Source organism: Rhodophyticola sp., assembly GCF_965284195.1.
GTDB lineage: Bacteria > Pseudomonadota > Alphaproteobacteria > Rhodobacterales > Rhodobacteraceae > Rhodophyticola.
In genome coordinates this window covers 521,760-539,235 of sequence record NZ_CBDIRM010000001.1, presented here as the reverse complement: position 1 = coordinate 539,235, position 17,476 = coordinate 521,760, and the positions used below count along the sequence as shown (strand labels likewise).

General features: G+C 59.7%; 21 protein-coding genes and 2 tRNA genes. 6 read left to right on the top strand and 17 right to left on the bottom strand.

Translation table 11 applies throughout. From position 1 onward, the window contains the following. Window positions 1-2: 2 nt before the first annotated feature. Together ACQ651_RS02745 and ACQ651_RS02740 are read right to left on the bottom strand one after the other, a co-directional pair. A complete protein-coding gene (locus ACQ651_RS02745; protein ID WP_430448186.1) occupies window positions 3-974 on the bottom strand; it encodes an IS481 family transposase in 972 nt (323 codons plus the stop codon). 67 nt (window positions 975-1,041) lie between these two features. Continuing rightward, entirely contained in the window at window positions 1,042-1,629 is a 588-nt protein-coding gene (locus tag ACQ651_RS02740; protein WP_430448185.1) for a class I SAM-dependent methyltransferase, read from the bottom strand. Between ACQ651_RS02740 and ACQ651_RS02735 the strand changes: the two genes are divergently transcribed. Both ACQ651_RS02735 and ACQ651_RS02730 read left to right on the top strand, forming a co-directional pair. After that, a complete protein-coding gene (locus ACQ651_RS02735) occupies window positions 1,622-1,879 on the top strand; it encodes a hypothetical protein (RefSeq protein ID WP_430448183.1) in 258 nt (85 codons plus the stop codon). The genes ACQ651_RS02740 and ACQ651_RS02735 overlap by 8 nt on opposite strands. Before the next feature lies 1 nt (window position 1,880). Beyond that, complete coding sequence (locus ACQ651_RS02730) at window positions 1,881-2,750, top strand: LysR substrate-binding domain-containing protein (protein ID WP_430448181.1); 870 nt, start codon at window positions 1,881-1,883, stop codon at window positions 2,748-2,750. A gap of 263 nt (window positions 2,751-3,013) precedes the next feature. On the opposite strand, the gene ACQ651_RS02725 is transcribed toward ACQ651_RS02730, so the two are convergent. The 3 genes from ACQ651_RS02725 to ACQ651_RS02715 all read right to left on the bottom strand — a co-directional run bounded on the left by ACQ651_RS02725 (window position 3,014) and on the right by ACQ651_RS02715 (window position 6,445). Beyond that, the gene (locus ACQ651_RS02725) at window positions 3,014-3,511 is read right to left on the bottom strand and encodes a GFA family protein (protein ID WP_430448180.1); all 498 of its coding nucleotides are present in this window, start codon (window positions 3,509-3,511) and stop codon (window positions 3,014-3,016) included. Window positions 3,512-3,756: 245 nt separating this feature from the next. After that, complete coding sequence (locus tag ACQ651_RS02720; protein WP_430448178.1) at window positions 3,757-5,415, bottom strand: ATP-binding protein; 1,659 nt, start codon at window positions 5,413-5,415, stop codon at window positions 3,757-3,759. Continuing rightward, window positions 5,393-6,445, bottom strand: coding sequence for a DNA cytosine methyltransferase (locus ACQ651_RS02715; protein WP_430448177.1), 1,053 nt, complete (start codon window positions 6,443-6,445; stop codon window positions 5,393-5,395). Before ACQ651_RS02715 ends, ACQ651_RS02720 begins: the two co-directional genes overlap by 23 nt. 115 nt (window positions 6,446-6,560) lie before the next feature. Between ACQ651_RS02715 and ACQ651_RS02710 the strand changes: the two genes are divergently transcribed. Continuing rightward, entirely contained in the window at window positions 6,561-7,100 is a 540-nt protein-coding gene (locus ACQ651_RS02710) for a recombinase family protein (protein ID WP_430448175.1), read from the top strand. Between the two features lie 29 nt (window positions 7,101-7,129). Further along, window positions 7,130-7,849, top strand: coding sequence for a hypothetical protein (locus ACQ651_RS02705; protein ID WP_430448173.1), 720 nt, complete (start codon window positions 7,130-7,132; stop codon window positions 7,847-7,849). Between the two features lie 256 nt (window positions 7,850-8,105). On the opposite strand, the gene ACQ651_RS02700 is transcribed toward ACQ651_RS02705, so the two are convergent. The 12 genes from ACQ651_RS02700 to murA all read right to left on the bottom strand — a co-directional run bounded on the left by ACQ651_RS02700 (window position 8,106) and on the right by murA (window position 15,655). Beyond that, a tRNA-Phe gene (locus ACQ651_RS02700) sits at window positions 8,106-8,180 on the bottom strand. 106 nt (window positions 8,181-8,286) lie between these two features. Next, window positions 8,287-8,481, bottom strand: coding sequence for a DNA gyrase inhibitor YacG (locus ACQ651_RS02695; RefSeq protein ID WP_121898539.1), 195 nt, complete (start codon window positions 8,479-8,481; stop codon window positions 8,287-8,289). Beyond that, entirely contained in the window at window positions 8,478-9,524 is a 1,047-nt protein-coding gene (locus tag ACQ651_RS02690) for a ribonuclease E/G (protein ID WP_430448171.1), read from the bottom strand. The genes ACQ651_RS02695 and ACQ651_RS02690 overlap by 4 nt, the downstream gene beginning before the upstream one ends. Further along, window positions 9,521-10,096 carry a Maf family protein gene (locus tag ACQ651_RS02685; RefSeq protein WP_227283960.1) on the bottom strand — a complete coding sequence of 192 codons (576 nt, stop codon included), beginning with the start codon at window positions 10,094-10,096 and terminating at the stop codon, window positions 9,521-9,523. Before ACQ651_RS02685 ends, ACQ651_RS02690 begins: the two co-directional genes overlap by 4 nt. A 62-nt stretch (window positions 10,097-10,158) precedes the next feature. Further along, window positions 10,159-10,377, bottom strand: a complete 219-nt coding sequence (gene infA, locus ACQ651_RS02680) for a translation initiation factor IF-1 (protein WP_011455993.1) — start codon at window positions 10,375-10,377, stop codon at window positions 10,159-10,161. A 179-nt stretch (window positions 10,378-10,556) separates the two neighbouring features. Continuing rightward, window positions 10,557-11,042 carry a low molecular weight phosphatase family protein gene (locus ACQ651_RS02675; RefSeq protein ID WP_430448169.1) on the bottom strand — a complete coding sequence of 162 codons (486 nt, stop codon included), beginning with the start codon at window positions 11,040-11,042 and terminating at the stop codon, window positions 10,557-10,559. Window positions 11,043-11,048: 6 nt separating this feature from the next. Next, a complete protein-coding gene (locus ACQ651_RS02670) occupies window positions 11,049-11,531 on the bottom strand; it encodes a UPF0262 family protein (protein ID WP_227283962.1) in 483 nt (160 codons plus the stop codon). A gap of 3 nt (window positions 11,532-11,534) precedes the next feature. After that, complete coding sequence (gene hisD, locus ACQ651_RS02665) at window positions 11,535-12,857, bottom strand: histidinol dehydrogenase (RefSeq protein ID WP_430448168.1); 1,323 nt, start codon at window positions 12,855-12,857, stop codon at window positions 11,535-11,537. A gap of 63 nt (window positions 12,858-12,920) precedes the next feature. Continuing rightward, on the bottom strand, window positions 12,921-13,415 hold the full coding sequence (locus tag ACQ651_RS02660) for an N-acetyltransferase family protein (protein ID WP_430448167.1): 495 nt from the start codon (window positions 13,413-13,415) through the stop codon (window positions 12,921-12,923). After that, complete coding sequence (locus tag ACQ651_RS02655; protein ID WP_430448165.1) at window positions 13,412-13,927, bottom strand: GNAT family N-acetyltransferase; 516 nt, start codon at window positions 13,925-13,927, stop codon at window positions 13,412-13,414. Before ACQ651_RS02655 ends, ACQ651_RS02660 begins: the two co-directional genes overlap by 4 nt. Next, entirely contained in the window at window positions 13,924-14,391 is a 468-nt protein-coding gene (locus ACQ651_RS02650) for a DUF2948 family protein (RefSeq protein ID WP_227283966.1), read from the bottom strand. Before ACQ651_RS02650 ends, ACQ651_RS02655 begins: the two co-directional genes overlap by 4 nt. Further along, window positions 14,384-15,655, bottom strand: coding sequence for a UDP-N-acetylglucosamine 1-carboxyvinyltransferase (gene murA / locus ACQ651_RS02645; RefSeq protein WP_227283967.1), 1,272 nt, complete (start codon window positions 15,653-15,655; stop codon window positions 14,384-14,386). Before murA ends, ACQ651_RS02650 begins: the two co-directional genes overlap by 8 nt. A 256-nt stretch (window positions 15,656-15,911) precedes the next feature. On the opposite strand from murA, the gene ACQ651_RS02640 reads away from it, so the two are divergent. Next, window positions 15,912-15,986: transfer RNA gene (locus ACQ651_RS02640), tRNA-Thr, on the top strand. 340 nt (window positions 15,987-16,326) lie between these two features. After that, window positions 16,327-17,475 carry an ABC transporter substrate-binding protein gene (locus ACQ651_RS02635; protein ID WP_227283969.1) on the top strand — a complete coding sequence of 383 codons (1,149 nt, stop codon included), beginning with the start codon at window positions 16,327-16,329 and terminating at the stop codon, window positions 17,473-17,475. The last annotated feature ends 1 nt before the right edge of the window (window position 17,476 follow it).

Genomic DNA, 17,476 nt, shown 5'->3' with positions numbered 1-17,476 from the left:
GCTTAGGTGTCACATCCCGGCAGGTAATATGGTTGTTTCTTGAACAGTTCCGGCTTGAGTTTGTGCCAGTCCTTCATCGCCTGTAAGGGCGTCTTGCTGCCCAAGGCTGACTGCGGCAGTTGCTGGTTGTAGAGCCAGACGTAGCGGTGCAGCGTCGTCTCCAGTTCTTCACCTGATTTGAAATGGTGGCTTTGAAGCACGTCTTCGATGCGGCCATTGAAGCGCTCGACCATGCCGTTTGTCTGAGGCGACCTCGGCGGAGTAAGGCGATGTTCGATGTCGAGGGCGGCGCACAGCGTGTCGAACTCGTGAGCGCCGGTCGCGACGCGCCTGCGCAAGCCGAAGAGGCGATCGGTGAACTCCTTGCCATTATCGGTCAAGACCGTGCGGATGCGCAGCGGACAAGCGCGCTCCAGGTCACGCAGGAAGCGCCGGGCGTTGGCCGCAGTCTTGGCCCTGAATACGCGGATGAAGACCCAACGCGTCGCTCGGTCGATTGCCACGAAAAGATAGCGGCGTGAAGTTTCGTCAGCCATCTGAGGCAGGTATTTCACGTCTACGTGGATGTAGCCGGGCTCATAGGCTTTGAAGGCGCTGTGCTTCGGCTTCTGTCCCTTCGCCTTGAGATCGCGCAGGTTTCCAACGCCATGCCGACGCAGGCAGCGGTCCAGCCCAGAGCGCGAGGCATTCGGATTGAGAAACTCGCGCACCACCGCCAGCAGGTCGTCCAGCGACACCAGCAGCGTCGTGCGCAGCGCCACGGCGACGGCCTCCTGGGCCGGGGTCAGCGTCGTTTGCAGGCGGTGCGGCGTATGGCTGCGGTCGTGAACGCTGTCGCGGTGTTTCCATTTATACACCGTCTGTTCAGTCGTGCCGAAGCGTGACGCCAGGGCCGATGCAGGCTCATCGCTCGCCTGGATTGCAGCCCTTATCTTGGGCGTCGTCGTCGCCTGCTTGTGAAGATGGATCAGCATGGTTGCACTCCGTCCCGAACGTCACTCAGAACCGATCTTGCCATGAAAAACGCAGATCGCCGAGGATCTATGTGATCATCCGGGATGGAACACTTAGGTAGGCAAGAATTTTTTTGAATGTCACCTCAGTGATGTATCCGACGCATCCGGTTGATACGACGAGATCAAGCCGCGGAGGCAGGACAGACAGCGTATTCGCGGACGTGCTGCTGTCCTCTAGATCAACCGATACACCTGCATCGAGTAGTCCGACAGACACGGCGAAATTGATTGCATTTGTGCTGATATCGATTCCGTAAAACCTTACATCGTCTCTCTGAGCCCGGTCGGCATACCAAGTTGCCTCTTGACTGAAGTCTGAGACATTCGAAGCTGTCGTGAGGCGATAGCGCTGATAAAGCGTATCAAGCGGTAAGCCGAACCGAATTAGAGCGGAAAGCACACCATAGGAGCAGCCCAGATCGAGAACAGAGACAGAGCTTTGGCCCTGACGTTTTATCTGATCTATGACCGCATTGATCTGTGGTTTTGCGTTCTCTGGAATTTGATATTCTAGTCTTCGCATAGTCGAGAAATAGGCGTGGGGGGTCTTTTCGTTATAAACGCCAGAAAAATTGGCTTTGCGTTCGTTCAGCTGCGACTGTTCAATGACCATCTTTGTTCCAACTCCGCTCAACCAAGACGATGAAGACGACATGCCACCCAAACAAACCGATCATCGCCGCAAAACATCTCTACACCGATGCAAAGCGGGAGCTGTACCTCATCAAACAGAAAGTTATAATGAGGCACAGCTCATACCGAGGACCGAAAAGCGCGACATGAATGATCATAAGTTTGTACTGGTGGAGGTGCGGCCTCAAATGCTATTTTCGAAAGTGGGGCGTCAGGAAAAGTTACAGTGAAATGCGCAGATTTTTACCAAATCTCAACGCGTTGAAGGCTTTCGAGGCCGCTGGTCGTCACAACAGCTTCTCGGGTGCCGGTGATGAGCTCAACCTCACTCACTCAGCCATCAGCCGCCATGTCAGGGGACTTGAGAAGCAGCTCGGTGCAGAACTCTTTCGAACAGTTCCGAAAGGGGTAGAGCTGACGGCCATTGGCCAAAAATACCTCACGATTGTCACCTCTGCTTTGGATGAGATATCGGTTGTTTCCGTGCAATTAAAGACCGGGAAAAGCCCGCCAATTTCCGTAACCTGCGAACCCGTTTTTGCGGCGAAATGGCTTATGCGCCACATCAGTGAGTTTCGCAGCAGTCACCCCGATATCGCGATTGTGCTAGTCTCATCCGGAGATGTGATTGATCTGCGGACAGGAGCGTTTGACTTCGCTATTCGATACTGCACCCGCGATTATGTGAGTACATCACAAGATCCCCTATTTGAGGAAGATGTGTATCCTTATGGAGCACCCGTAATTAACAAAATACGCGGACCAAAAGACTTGCAGCAAAAGACGCTACTCCACGAAGATGATGGGACACTTTGGCAGAAGTGGTGCGAAACGGCCGGATATGGGCCAACGCCTTTACCTGCTACTACTAGTGCGCTTCCGGCGGTTCTTGCTTTCGAAGAAGCCATCGCTAGCGATGGCATTTTTCTTACATCGCCTAGGCTGGCCGAGAACGACGTGAAAGCTGCCCGTTTAAGAAAACTGTCGGATCATGGTATCGCATATGGCAGTTATCGGCTGCTGTACAATGACCAAGCCAAATTGTCACCAGAGGCGAAAATATTCCGAGCTTGGCTCATCGAAAGGGCCAAAAAAGGTTAGTACAGCGACCACTGAACATCCGGCAGGCCACAAATTGACCAAGAAGGCGTATCCTTGCCACCGGACAAAAATCTCCGGTTAAAATCTATGGGGCAAAAACGGTCCTATTCGCCGGTGACAGAAACATCTGAGTTTTGACCACCTGAGGCGCACAGCAGCGCCTTCATCGGCGCTCTGATGACCGTCCGCTGTGCGGACGAAGCGGACTGTCGCATCATTTTCGCATGACTGTTTTTCAATCGTCGGATGACCGGGCACAACCTTCAACCCGGAAGTCCGTCTATCCTTTCGATGGAGGCCAGGTCGCTGTCCCAGTCCGCGCGACTGGAAAAGCAGATATGTGCGTTGGGCCGTATGTCGATCCGGCTATCAAGTGATCCCGCAGGCACAACAAGCAAACCAAGATCCACTTGAAAAACCGGCAGCGCGGAACCGCAATTATTACAAAAGCTCTTGATGTGTCGTGATCCGGAAAGCCGGAATGTCGTGATATTGCTGTGGTCCGACACCCAGTTGACCTTTGCCGTTGTTGAAAACAGGTTTGCCGAATGAGCCGAGCCACTGTCCTTACGGCAGCGGGCGCAGTGGCAGAGAAAGAAGCTTTCGAACTCCCCTGATATGCTAAACTTTACTGCGCCACACAGGCATTGTCCGGTCGTCCGATTATCGTCCATGTCCACCCCTTCTGACATGCAAGCACTCTGCCAGTAGTCCAATATCGTTTCATCAATCCATTGTATCGCGTGTTTGATCTGGGTCAAATCGGGCTCGATTCCGACTTTCGCCGCACACGTCACGAACGGCCGATGTCGGACAAAAACCTTTGGTCATAATTAACGGTCAGAAACGGTCGTTTCTGCCGCCCCGCTCTGACCCACGCAAGGTCAACTACTTCGCAGTGACAAAACCCCCCGGCAAAATAGAAAAGGTTTTGGCAGGTTTTTGGCGGAACCGGCCAAGCTATGGTCGCGCTCTTCCTATTCGGATCGACTAACCTATGAAGCCGTCAATTTGACAGCATAGTTCGGACCCTTGCTTTGATATTTTCAAAGGTCGTGTTCAAGTGGTTCTTGGCCACATTTGTCAGGCGTCCTGTGTGGCCTACGGCATTTCTGACGGGCTTGAAGCCAATAGCGTCACCCCAAAGAGACTGAGTGTTTGTGTTCTTGCTGCCTTCCGCTGTGAATGCCAGAGCGTCCATATCCAAGTAGCTCAGATCAAGAGAGATTTGCCGGATCGGGAAGCTGATATTCGCGGCCTGCTTCGTCTTCTCTTCGCGCTCTTTGAATTTCACTATCTCTTTCTGAATACCGTCGATCGGGCTGAGATTTTTGTGACCAATGTATTTTCGAACCAAATTTTCGGACAGAAAACAGTCCACATATGCAGAAGTATTGAACTCCGCATCCGCCTGCATTTCAGTGAGCCATTCCTCGACAATATCCTTTGTGGGCGCGTCGTCATCAGGTTGAAAGTCTTTCTTGGCCTCTGACACAAGCGCTTGTGCCTTTCGATCCCGTTTGGACTTCCGTGTGTTGTCGTCGTCACCTTCGTCTTTGACCTCCAGGCGAAACTTGTCCCACTCATCAATGATTTTCGTGAGCAAGTCCCGCTTGAGGTAATCCATCAGACTGCGGAATTTCTCATCGTCTTCTACAATACCTTCCCGGCTGCTGGTAAAGGGATCGGTGCCTTCGCGATCAAGGGCGTCAAAGTGGATTTGCCCGTAGATATAGCTTTCCACAATCCGTTGGGACGGGATGTGCCGTATGATGTTCTTCTCGCGGAGTCGGCCATTTACAAACAGGTCGATTGTGCCGCGCTCGTCGGTTCCGGTAATTTTCAGATTGGCCGGTTTCTTTACCGACGCGACAAACCCCTTAATGTCCAACGGTGTCGTCACTTCAGACACAGGCAGTTCGAGGTTGTTCAACCCATCAATGTAGCCGTCGGTGTAGCCGTTGACCCTCCATAGAAACTGGGTCGCGTCGGATAACGGCTTCAGGTCATCAACAGTGACGGGATCACCGCTGACATGGATCGTAAACTCTTTGTCCAGAAGCGAGAACTTGAAGCTCAGGGCAAGAAGTTTCTTTATATACGCGTCGGAGTTCTTAAGCTGTTCGTTCGTTCCCTCGAAGTAGATTATCGTGCCCTTCTCATGCCCCTCTTGCAGTTCGCTGATAAGCGAGAAGTCCAGTTGTTCCAGAGGATATTCTTCGGTGCTTCTGTCACCCAGAATTGCACCGTCTAGGCCTGCATTGTCGATAACACCGCCCACGTAGTCTGTTCCGCCGGTTTTGGAGAACACGGAAACGCGCTTTGCGCATGAAAGCAGTGCCAGCTTGCCTATACCTTTGGCACCGATGTAGGGCCGTCCGGTGGAAGACTTGCTGCCACCCGCCTTGCGCTTGGAGTATCCGATCTTCAGGAATTTTCCTTGAAAATCAACGCTGTCCATGCCGTCGCCATCATCCTTTATCGAAAATGACGAACTATCCCGGTCAATCTCGATCCAGACGTTCTTAGCGTTGGCGTCCCAAGAGTTTGAAATTGCCTCGCCAAGAACCGTGACAAAGTTCCTGTATAGGTTTCGCCCCAGATGATTCAGAACACTCAGCGAAATCTCGAAGCGGTAGGGGTCAGGTGATTTCTCTGGTGCCAAACTCGTTCTCCTCAATCACCGACCCGATACATCTGCCGATCGCCTGCGCCAGCCCGACCGGAACGGCGTTGCCGATCCACCTGCCGACTTCAGACATGTTCGGAGTTTCGCCATCGGGCAAAAATGAATATCTTGGCGGGAAGGATTGCAAGAGCGCCGCTTCCCTCAAGGTAATGGCCCTATCCTGCTCAGGATGACCAAATCGACCGTTGCCATACCCATAACATTGGGTTGTCATCGTCGGAGACGGTGCGTCCCAGACCATGCGCGCATACACCCCCGAGTATGTCTTCCCGGACGATCGCTGATGACACTTTGCCCTCAGTTCGTAGGGCCAGTCCCGCCACGTTCCGCCCGGCTTTGATGCGCGGATGCGGCGTAGGTTGGTCTCGGACAGGGACGCTGAGATGTGCAGTGGATCGTTTTCTGCCCTTGTTCCTGCCGCGACCGGCGGCAGGTTTGCAATCGCATCCTTCACCGTCAGAGGTGTTTGATGCGTCGGCGAGAGTTGGGGCGGATTCGCGGCCTTAGAGGCAACCACAACGAGGCGTCGTCGTTTCTGCGGCACGCCAAACAGCTCACATTTCGCGACCTGCCAAATCACATTGTATCCGGCATTTTGAAGGGTATGGCTGAAGTTCGAGAACACGGCCCCGGCCCTGTATTTCAGGAGTGCGGGAACGTTTTCCATTGTAATGAAGTCTGGCGAGACCTTCACGGCAAGTTGTGCAAAGCTGTCAACCAAATCCCATCTCGGGTCTTCGTCATAGCGTTGCTTATAGGTTGAGAATGGTTGGCATGGAGCGCAGCCTGCCAGCACGGACGGACGCTCGCCGGAGAAGTGAGCCAGGATTTCTTCCGGCTGCAACAGCGCAACATCCCTGGTATGGAAGGTCGCCTCGTTGTTGGTCTCGAATGCGTGTTTGCAGCGTCTGTCGGTGTCGTAGCCTGCCCTGATATCGAAACCGGCTCTCATGAGGCCATGGCTTAGAGAGCCGACGCCACAGAATAGATCAACAACTTCACCCAACGGTCCTGGCTCTGGCCCATCTTCCAATCTTTTATGGCTCCACGCGCCACCTATCGGGGCATTGGTTGGTCTTTACATTCTGGACAAAACTATACGTTTCTGGCCATCTCGCAAGATGATTATCGGATATGCCCGCGTCAGCACGGATGACCAGAACCTCGATGCCCAGACCGACGCGCTGACAGCGGCAGGAGCTGGCAAACTGTTTGCAGACAAGATCAGCGGATCGAAGCGCGAACGGCCAGAGCTGGACAATTTGCTGGATCAGCTCCGCGACGGCGACGTTGTGACGGTCACCAAGTATGACCGCCTGGCCTGGTCTCTGAAAGACCTTCTGGAGCTAGTGGAAACTATCGGTGAACGTGGTGCCGGCTTCCGGTCCCTGGCCGAAGACATCGACACGACGACGCCGGCAGGCCGTCTGGTATTCCATGTCTTCGCATCCATTGCACAGTTCGAGCGCGAGCGGATTTCCGAACGGACCAAGGAAGGCTTGGCGTCCGCGCGTAAGCGTGGCCGCATAGGCGGCAGGCCTCCTGCCCTGTCGCCTGCACAAAAGGACGAGGTGCGCCGCATGAGGGATGACGAACACCGTGCCGTTGCGGAGATTGCACGGCTGTTCAGAGTTAGCGAGAGAACCGTGCGGCGGGCGTAAAATTTATTGAAGGTGAAAGGAAATCACCGATGAAGCAGATGCGGGACTATGCTGACGAACGGCACAAGGGGTGGTGTATCCACTGCAAAGCCGTTTTCGGAAGTGTCGAGAGCAATCTCGACCATGTTCCCTCGAAAACCATACTTGATCGCCCCTTTCCGAATGATCTTCCGACAGTCCGCATATGCAAGTCCTGCAATACTTCGTTCTCGAATGACGAAGAGTATTTCACAGCATTCTTGGGATCGGTTCTCGCAGGAAGCGCAGACCCGGATCAACAGGTCGTAGCGCGGTCCGAGAAGATACTGGACAGCAACTACCGCCTTCAGGATGAAATCGAGTCCCAACTTCAGATCGTCAAGGACGCGGATGGAAACGATCAGATCACCTTTGTCCCGGACATGGTGAGGATTCAAAATGTCGTTGTAAAGAATGCCCGAGGCCATGTCCTGTTTGAGCATGGGCAGCCAGCGGAGGGCGAACCAGCGCGCGTGGCGATCCAGCCGATCCCTACCCTGTCCCCGGATATGCTGGCCGACTTTGAAACTATCGACTACGGGGCCGGATGGCCCGAGGTAGGCAGCCGCCTGATGCAGAGGCTCGTATCCGGCGAAGATATGAGGCCAGATGGTTGGGTGGTCGTTCAACCAAATGTCTACCGCTTCGCGGTAATGGACCAAGGCCAGTTCATCGTTCGAACGGTGATCCGCGAGTATCTCGCCACCGAAGTGGCTTGGGACCATATCTGAAAATCTTCCTCAACCTGCGCTGTTCAGCCTTAGCACGGCACTTGAACAAAATGTGAACAAATTCTAGGAACATGGTTTCCGAACCCGCTGGGACAGATTAAGGCATGTTGTCCATACCAGACACAGAGTAACGCTTTATTTCTCAACCAATAGGCCGAAGAGCGTCCAACAGGCTTTGTTTGGGGGATAAGCTGGGGGAGGCGAGTTAACCGAAAGCCCTCAAGCTATTGTAAATTATGAATTTTCAATGATTAAATGGTGCCCGGGGGCGGAATCGAACCACCGACACGAGGATTTTCAATCCACTGCTCTACCCCTGAGCTACCCGGGCACGGGAAACGGGGCGGACGCCTCCGTTGGGTGCACGCCTTCTAGGGGTTTGGGCGGGGGCTGTCCATAGCTCTGTGGGCGTTTTTTTCGCGATACCCGGACATCCGTCAGTGGGGCCGGCCAGGGCCGGGATTTCGAGCGTTTTCCAGGGCCTCCGGCAGTTCATCGGCGTCTTCCGGGTCGCTCGACGGGATCGCGTAGCTGCCGTTCAGCCAGCGGCCCAGATCCACATCCGCGCAGCGGCGCGAACAGAACGGGCGATACTCCGGGGCGGTCTTCTTCGAACAGATCGGGCAAGTCATTTGGGCCAAAGCTCCGTCAGCGGCCAGCGGTCGCGTTTCCTTTGCAGTTCAAAATGGCCAAGCGGCGTCCAACCTGCAAGGACCGTGTCGGTGGCATCGCCCCGAAAGGCCCGTCTCAACGCGTCTTCGAAACCGCGGCGGTCCTTCTTGGGCATGGGCGCCACATCCAGCGTGATCTGGCCGGCCAGCCCGCGCAGGCGAAGCTGCCGCGGCAATTCGCGGGCGAGGGCCAGATTGGCCTTGAGCCCCGCCGCAAGCGACGTATCGGGCCCGGTATTCACATCGACCGCGACCAGGGCCGATGTCGGCTCGATCATCGCGGTCGCTCCGCCGGGCAGTCGCAGGCCCGGGGACAACAGCGCATCGACCGCCTCCAGCGCACCCAGTTCTGCAAGACAGCCCGGATGATCCAGCACCTCGTCCGGGTCGGGCACCGACCAGTCGCGCCAGGCCAGAAGATGCGCGTCAGGGGCATCCAGCAGCAGTTCCGGGTCGCCCCCGACATCGCCCAGAACCGCATCCGCCAGGGCGCGCATCTCGGCGATATCATCGGCAAGCGCCTCTGCGTCCACGCCATCTGAGGCGCTGCGCAGGATCAGGCCATGGCTTTCGGGCGCGCCTGCCATCGCCTCATGGGCCAGTTCCAGAAGCCGGTCCCGCTCCGCCTCGTCGCGGATTGAGCGCGCGATGTTCAGACCGGGCGCATCGGGCGTGACGATCGCGTAACGGCTCTTGAACAACAGCCGGGTATTGACCGGGGTGGCCTTGCCGCCCTCGCCCAGTCCGGTGACCTGAACGAGGAGCGGCTGACCCGGGCTCAACCCCTTGCCCTGGCGCAGGAAACCCGCACCCCCGGGCAGTTTCAGGATCATCCCGCCCTGCCCTTTCAGCGGCCGGTCGCACACCGCGCGCAGGATGGCGCCGGGGGCCGGCGCGGCACCCTCTGGCGGATCGATGGCCAGCTCTTCCAGACGGCCATCGACCATGAGCGCCGCGGCCTTGCGGCCCGCGACCTGATCCAGCAGGACCACCCGACCTTTCATTCCGGTCTCCAGACCGGCCAGCCGGCGGCCTGCAAAAGCGCCGCGGTTTCCGCAAGCGGCAGGCCGACAATCGCCGAATGACTGCCGCTGATCCATGGAATGAACGCGCCCGCCGGGCCCTGGATCGAGTATGCACCCGCCTTGCCGCGCCAGTCACCGGTTGCAAGATAGCCGTTCAGTTCCGCATCGCTGAGCCGCTTCATCTGCACCCGGCTTTCGACATCGCGTTCCCAGAGCCGCTCCCCCCGGCGCAGGACGACCGCGGTGATCACCCGGTGCCTGCGGCCCGACAGAGCGGTCAGAAATGCCGCCGCCTGTGCCGCATCTGCGGGTTTGCCCATGATCCGGCGGCCCATCGCCACGGTGGTATCGGCACAAAGCACCAGTTCGTCCGGGCCCGCCTGCACCGCAAGCGCCTTCTCGCGCGCCACGCGCCGGCAATAGGGGCGCGGCAACTCGCCTGCCTGCGGATCTTCGTTGATATCGGGGGCCTCGATCATATCAGGCACAACGCCCAACACCGCCAGCATCTCTTTCCGGCGGGGGCTGCCCGATCCGAGGATCAGTTTCATGTCAAGGCCCCGCGCCATATCCGGACATCGGTTCCCAAAGCGCGGACCCCGATCATGCCTGCTTACTTGAAGCGATAATTGATGCGTCCCTTGGTCAGGTCATAGGGGGTCATTTCCACCTGAACCTTGTCGCCCGCCAGAACCCGGATCCGGTTCTTGCGCATCTTGCCTGCCGTGTGTGCGATGATCTCATGGCCGTTTTCAAGCTCGACCCGGAATGTCGCATTCGGCAGGAGTTCCTTCACGACGCCGGGAAATTCGAGCATTTCTTCCTTGGCCATGGTCTCTCCTTGCTTAACGACCCGCCCAATCTGCGGGTAGCGGGTAAATGCGCCCTGAGCGCCCGTTTTTCAAGGCAAAACTGTTCCGGTCCGGATTTAGCGGCAAAGCTGTGTGCCTGCGGCGCGTCGCGCCGGTCTCGGGCGCGAGGTGACGGCCCGCTGCGGATGCCCTTCGCGGCTCAGCCCACCTCGCCCGCCGTACCGTCCGCTGGTTCCAGCGGCGGGCCAAACCGATCCTGCATCCGGTCGATGATCTGGTCGCGGGCCTGGCGATAGGCGGCAAGCTTGGCCTCGCGCGTCTCGCCCAGACCGGTCGGGTCCAGGATCGGCCAGTATTCGACATCCAGGTGATAGTGGCGGGTGAATTCCAGCGCCATGCGCTGACTGGCGGGGGACAGGGCCACCACAAGATCGAACCCCGAAAGATCGTCTCCCCATTCCTGCATCTCGTCGAAGCTGCGCACCCGATGGCGGGCCAGTTCCACGCCCAGTTCCTCGCAGACCGCCACGGCGAAGCCGTCGATCTCCAGCTCATGCTTCACCCCGGCGGACTGGACATAGGCCCGGTGGCCATAGAACTTCTTCATCAGCCCTTCGGCCATGGGCGACCGGGTGGCATTGTGATCGCAGCAGAACAGGACCGAGCTGGGAAACGCCTGACCCACGTCGTCCTAGGCCCCGAAATGCAGGACACAGATCAGGGTAAAGAGCCGCCGGGCGGTGTCGATATCGACCTCCGCCTTGCCGTCCAGCCGTTCCTGCAACACGCGCGCACCCTCGTTGTGGATGCCGCGACGCGCCATGTCGATCGCTTCGATCTGGCTGGGGGGAAGTTTTTTCACCGCGTCGAAATAGCTTTCGCAGATCTGCCAGTAATCCTTGACCACCTGCCGGAACGGGCTGAGCGACAGGTGGAACTCCGCCGCGGGCGCGCCGTCATCGGTGGTCACGTCGAAGACCAGACGTTTCTCGCGGATCGCCAGCGACAGCCGGTACGGGCCCGACGGCACCGCGCGCTCCTCGCGGGCGGGAAGGACGAAGGAATTGTCCTCCAGCAGATCGAAAATCGCGACCTTGCGCTCCTGCTCGATCTCGGGCGTGGGCGCGGGCAGTCCCGTCGTGTCGATTTCAATATGGGTCAAATGCATGGTCATCACTCAATGGCCTTCTTCCAATGGGCCGTCATTCAATCGGTCAAGCCGGGCCCGGACGGACAATCCGTGCGCTTCGAGGCTTTCGGACCTTGCCAGAGTTTCCGCGGCCGGGCCTATGGCGCGCAAGGCCGCAGGCGACATTTCCGCCAAAGTGGTGCGTTTGAGAAAATCCATCACGCTCAACCCCGACGAAAACCGCGCCGATCGCGCCGTCGGCAGCACGTGGTTCGGACCCCCGATGTAATCGCCGATCGCCTCGGGCGTCCATTGGCCGATGAAAACCGCGCCCGCATGCCGAATCCTGGCCAGAAGCGCGTGCGGATCAGCGACGCATAGCTCCAGATGCTCGGGCGCGATCCGGTCGGACAGCGCCGCCGCCTGATCGAGCGTGTCCACGGTGATGACCGCGCCATAATCGCGCCAGCTTGGGCCCGCGATGGCGCGGCGTTCCAGCGTTTCAAGCCTCTTTTCGACAGCATCGGCCACGGCCCGGCCGAAGGCCGCATCATCGGTGATCAGGATCGACTGCGCGGAGGCGTCATGTTCGGCCTGGCTCAGCAGGTCGACGGCAATCCAGTCCGGATCGTTATGCCGGTCCGCAATCACCAGAATCTCGGACGGCCCGGCGATCATGTCGATGCCGACCTTGCCGAAGACCCGGCGCTTGGCCGCCGCCACATAGGCGTTGCCGGGCCCGGTGATCTTGTCCACGGGGCGGATCGTGTCGGTGCCATAGGCCATGGCGGCCACGGCCTGCGCGCCGCCCACGCGATAAACGACGTCCACACCCGAAAGCTGCGCCGCCAGAAGAACCAGCGGGTTTGCCACGCCATCGGGCGTCGGCGCGCAGACCACCAGCCGGTCCACCCCTGCCACCTGCGCCGGGATCGCGTTCATCAGAACCGATGACGGGTAGCTGGCAAGCCCGCCCGGGACGTAGAGCCCCGCCGCCTCCACCGGGGTCCAGCGCCAGCCAAGCGTGGCGCCGTCGGGATCGGTCCAGCTTTGATCTTCCGGCATCTGGCGCACGTGATAGGCGCGGATACGGTCGGCGGCCAGTTCCAGCGCCGCGCGTTCATCGGCGGGAACCCGGGCGACCGCCTCGGCGATCTCATCGGCGGTGAAGGCCATCGTTTCGGGCGTCAGGGACAAACGGTCGAACCGTTCCGTCAACTCGATCACCGCCGCATCGCCGCGCGCGCGGACATCCGAAATGATCCCGGCGACCACATCGTCCACCTCGGGTGCATCCTCGCGCTTCATCTCCAGAAGCGCGGCGAAGCGGGTTTCGAACCCCGGTTCGTCCCTGTTCAGAAAAATCGGCATATCCCTGCCTCCAGACCGTCGGGCCGAGCCATAGCGCGCGCGGCTCCGGGTCTCAAGCGCTGCCTAGGCGGGCAGACGCTTCCGCATCGTGATCGTGTCGGAATAAGCTCCGTCATGGCATTTGGCGCCTGGGCGCCGCCCCACCTCGCCATAACCAAGCGCCAGATAGCCCGCCTGCGCCGCGGGCTGGCTGGCCGATACGTCCAGGTCAAGCTGCAGCACACCATTCCTGCGCGCGTCCTGCTCCAGCACCTGCATGATCCGGCGAAAAAGCCCCTGCCGGCGCAGTTCGGGCGTTGTGTAGACCGCAATGACATGGCCGCGACCGTCCGCGGCATCTTCCGGGCGCCGGTACCATGCGCCCGTGGCCTGGCATCTGCCGTCCTGCATCTCGGCGAACAGATGCATCTTCGCGATCCAGTCCGCGATCTCCGCAAGCGATTTCCGCGCCCAATCCGCATGGTTCGAGCCGAAGGCCATCGGGTCGGTCCGAAGCATCTGCAAGCGTATCCGGCGGAAAGCCTCCGCATCCGCGGGCGTCAGTCGCCGAACCGTCATCGCGCCGACCCTGCGGGCGTCAGCCATTTTTCCATTGGAACGCCCTCGACCGGGCCGCCCTGCCGATCGGAGATCACCGGCTGCCAGCCCGCCTTTTCGTAGAAACGGCGCGCCGTCCGGGTACTGACCAGATGCGCGCGTCTGACGCCCTGCCCCTGCAACTGGAGTTCCATATGGGCGAGGGCCGCCGTGCTGACACCGGTTCCGCGATCCGTGGGGGCGACGTAATTCAGCAGCACGGCCCCCTTGCCCGCCGCCGGATCCAGCTCGCCGATCATACCGACACCGACGATCCGTCTGCCCCGCTCCGCGACCAACATCATGCCGGTCTCGTCCCCGATCATCCGGCGCACCCAGTCGGGCGTCTTGTTGGCCACCCATCCCGCGATCACCTCCGGATCATCGCCGTGATCTGCGCCACAGAGCCTCGTGATCGACGCGCGCAGAACTTCCGAGGCGGCGGGGGCGTCCTCCACCTTCGCCCGCCGTACCAGAAGACCGGGCGCGGTCATTCCGGGTGGTCGGGCACTTTGCCCGACGGGGCGATATAGGGGCGGGTCACGTCTTTCAATGTCACCTCCAGCGCTTCGACCTCCACGGCCACGGCGCCGTCGCCCGCCAGAACCAGCGTGACGCGGCCGGTGCCGTCTTCGCCCGGTGTCCAGTCGAGCGACAAGAGCGACAGGACCAGATCCCGGTCGGCCTGATCCACGCCCTGGCTGGCGACCGCCATCGCATCTTCGAACACCAGCACGGCCTGCACCCTCTCGGGCGGGGTCCTGCCGCCGCGATCTTCCCATCGAAACCGGTTGAGCAGCACGGCAAACCGGCGCTTCTTGCGGTCCCAGGTCATTTCGGTGACCGGAAAAACCGCATCCTGAACCAGCGCCGAGATCACTTTCAGATCTTCCGCGTCCAGCGCCTTCAGCGCAATCGGCCCCTCGCCGCCATCTTCAAACCGGGCATCTTCAACCATCCGCCTTCACCCGTGAAACCTTCGCGCCAACGGCGGAAAGCTTTTCCTCGATCCGCTCATACCCGCGATCCAGATGATACACCCGCGCCACCGTGGTTTCACCCTCGGCGGCAAGACCTGCAAGGATCAGGCTGACACTTGCGCGCAGGTCGGTCGCCATCACCGGCGCGCCGGTCAGACCTTTCACCCCGGTGACGGTCGCCGTGCCGCCATGAACGTCGATCCGTGCACCCATGCGGATCAGTTCCGGCGCATGCATGAAGCGGTTCTCGAAAATCGTTTCTTCCAGCGTGCTGGTGCCCTCGGCGGTGCACATCAGCGCCATGAACTGCGCCTGAAGATCCGTGGGGAAACCCGGGAATGGCGCCGTCGTGACATCCACCGCCTTCACCGCCCCGTTGCGGCGCGCCACCTTCAACCCGGCCTCGGTTTCGGTGATGTCGATCCCGGCGGCCTCCAGCTTCTCGCAGAAGGCCTCAAGCAGATCCCGCCTGCCGCCCAGAAGCTCCACCTCGCCGCCACAGATCGCGGGCGCGATCATGAAGGTGCCCATCTCGATCCGGTCGGGGATCACCTGGTGGGTGGCCGCATGCAGCCGGTCCACCCCTTCGATTGTGATCTCCGATGTGCCCGCCCCGCTGATCTTCGCGCCCATCTCCACCAGGCATTTCGCCAGATCGACCGTGTCGGGCTCGCGCGCGGCATTCCTGATCACGGTCGTGCCCTTGGCCAGGGTCGCCGCCGTCAGCGCGTTTTCCGTGGCCCCCACCGAGACGAAGGGGAACTCGATGACCGCGCCGGTCAGCCCGTTCGGTGCGGTGGCATGCACATACCCCTCCTCCAGCGTGATCGTGGCACCCAGCTTTTCCAGCGCCATAATATGCAGATCGACCTTGCGCGCACCGATCGCGCAGCCGCCGGGGAGCGACACGATCGCCTCGCCCTCGCGCGCCAGAAGCGGACCCAGCACATTGAATGACGCGCGCAGCTTGCGCACGATCTCGTAATCCGCGCGACGATTGGCAATCTCGCGCGCCGAAAGCACCATCACACGGCCACCCTGCAACAGCGCCACCTCGCAGCCATGGGATTCCAGCAATGTGCTGAGCGTCCGGATATCGGACAGGCGCGGCACATTGGTCAGCGTCAGCGGCTCGTCGCTCAGCAATGCCGCCGTCATCAGTTTCAGACAGGTGTTTTTCGCGCCCGAAATGGGGATCTGGCCCGAAAGCGGTCCGTTCCCCTCCACAATAATCGAATCCATTGCCGCCTGCCCTTATTCTTTGGTCTCTTTATCCGCGGCCGCATCGCGCGCGCGGGCCTGTGCCTTGCGGCGCTGAAGGTTTGCTTTCAGCGCCGATTTCAACCTGTCTTCGCGGGTTTTGCCCTTCTCTGACCGGTTGTTTTTCGAGGTCTTCCGCTCCATGCCTGCCTCTCTACCGCAGGCGCGCGAAAGGGTCCAGATTGCGCTTGCGTCATTGGGCAATAGCGTCTAATCCACCGCCCACGCGAGAACGCGGGCCGCAGTAGCTCAGTGGTAGAGCGCGTCATTGGTAATGACGAGGTCGGGAGTTCAATCCTCCCCTGCGGCACCAGTTCCACCTCGCCTGTACCCGTGACGTCCGTCGGGCGTCCCTACGGTTCGGGTCACCCATTTCTCATCATATCCCCATCGGCTTTTCACCGCCACCGCCCGGCGCGTATGACAGGCCCTTCCGAATGTCCCCTACGGCCCGCGGCGGGCGTCTCTTCGGCCCCATCCCGCAACTCGGGCTTGCCAGAGTGCCGCTTTGGCGGTCAGCTACGATCAGCAGCGGGTGGGGATATTATTTTAAGCATAAATTATTTGAGCTTGAAGTTAAAATTCGCCCATGCTAGCCTTTTTGAAATAATATGAGGGGCCAGAAAAGAGCCCCACCCAACAAGGAGACACTGATGACACTGAAATCACTTGCGATGGCGGCCTCCATGATGGCGTTTGGTACGGCTGCACTGGGCGACACCCATGACGATGCGGTCCGCGTCGGCATGATCACCACACTCTCCGGCGGCGGTGCGGGGCTGGGCATCGATGTGCGCGATGGCTTCATGCTCGCCATTGCCCAATCCGGGCTCGAAAATATCGAGGTGATCATCGAGGACGATCAGCGCCGGCCCGATGTGGCCGTTCGGCTTTCGGACGAGATGATCCAGTCCCATGATGTGGATGTCATGACCGGCATCATCTGGTCCAATCTGGCCATGGCCGTGATCCCGAGCGCGGTGGCGCAGGACGTGATCTACCTGTCGCCGAATGCCGGGCCGTCGCAACTGGCCGGGCGGGGCTGTCATCCGAATTACTTCAATGTCGCCTGGCAGAACGACGCCCTGCACGAGGCGGCCGGAGCCTATGCGAATTCGCAAGGCTACACCAACTCCTTCATTCTCGCGCCGAACTATCCGGCGGGTCAGGATGCGCTGACCGGCTACAAGCGGATGTATGAAGGCGGGCTTGCGGGCGAGCTTTTCACCGAGCTGGGACAGACCGATTACGCCTCCGAGATTGCGCAGATCCGCGCTTCGGGTGCCGATAGCGTGTTCTTCTTCCTGCCGGGCGGCATGGGCATCGCCTTCGTCAAGCAGTTTGCCGATAGCGGCGTCGATATCCCATTGATCGGCCCGGCCTTCAGCTTCGACCAGGGGATCCTGCAGGCGGTGGGCGCGGATGCATTGGGCATCGTGAACACCTCTCAGTGGAACCGCGACATCGACAACCCGACCAATGCGGCCTTCGTCGAAAGCTTTCAGGGGGAATACGGCCGGCTGCCCTCACTTTACGCAAGCCAGGGCTTTGACACGGCGAACCTGCTGATCTCGGCCCTTGCGGTTGCCGATCCAAGCGATGGGGATGCGTTCCGTGCGGCCCTTGCCGCCGCCGATTTCGACAGCACACGGGGCGATTTCGCCTTTGGCCCGAACCAGCATCCGATCCAGGACATCTATGTCCGCGAAGTGATCCAGGATGGCGATGTATTCACCAACCGGATCATCGGTGTGGCGCTGGAGGATCATGGCGACGTCTACGCAACCGAGTGTTCGTTCTGAT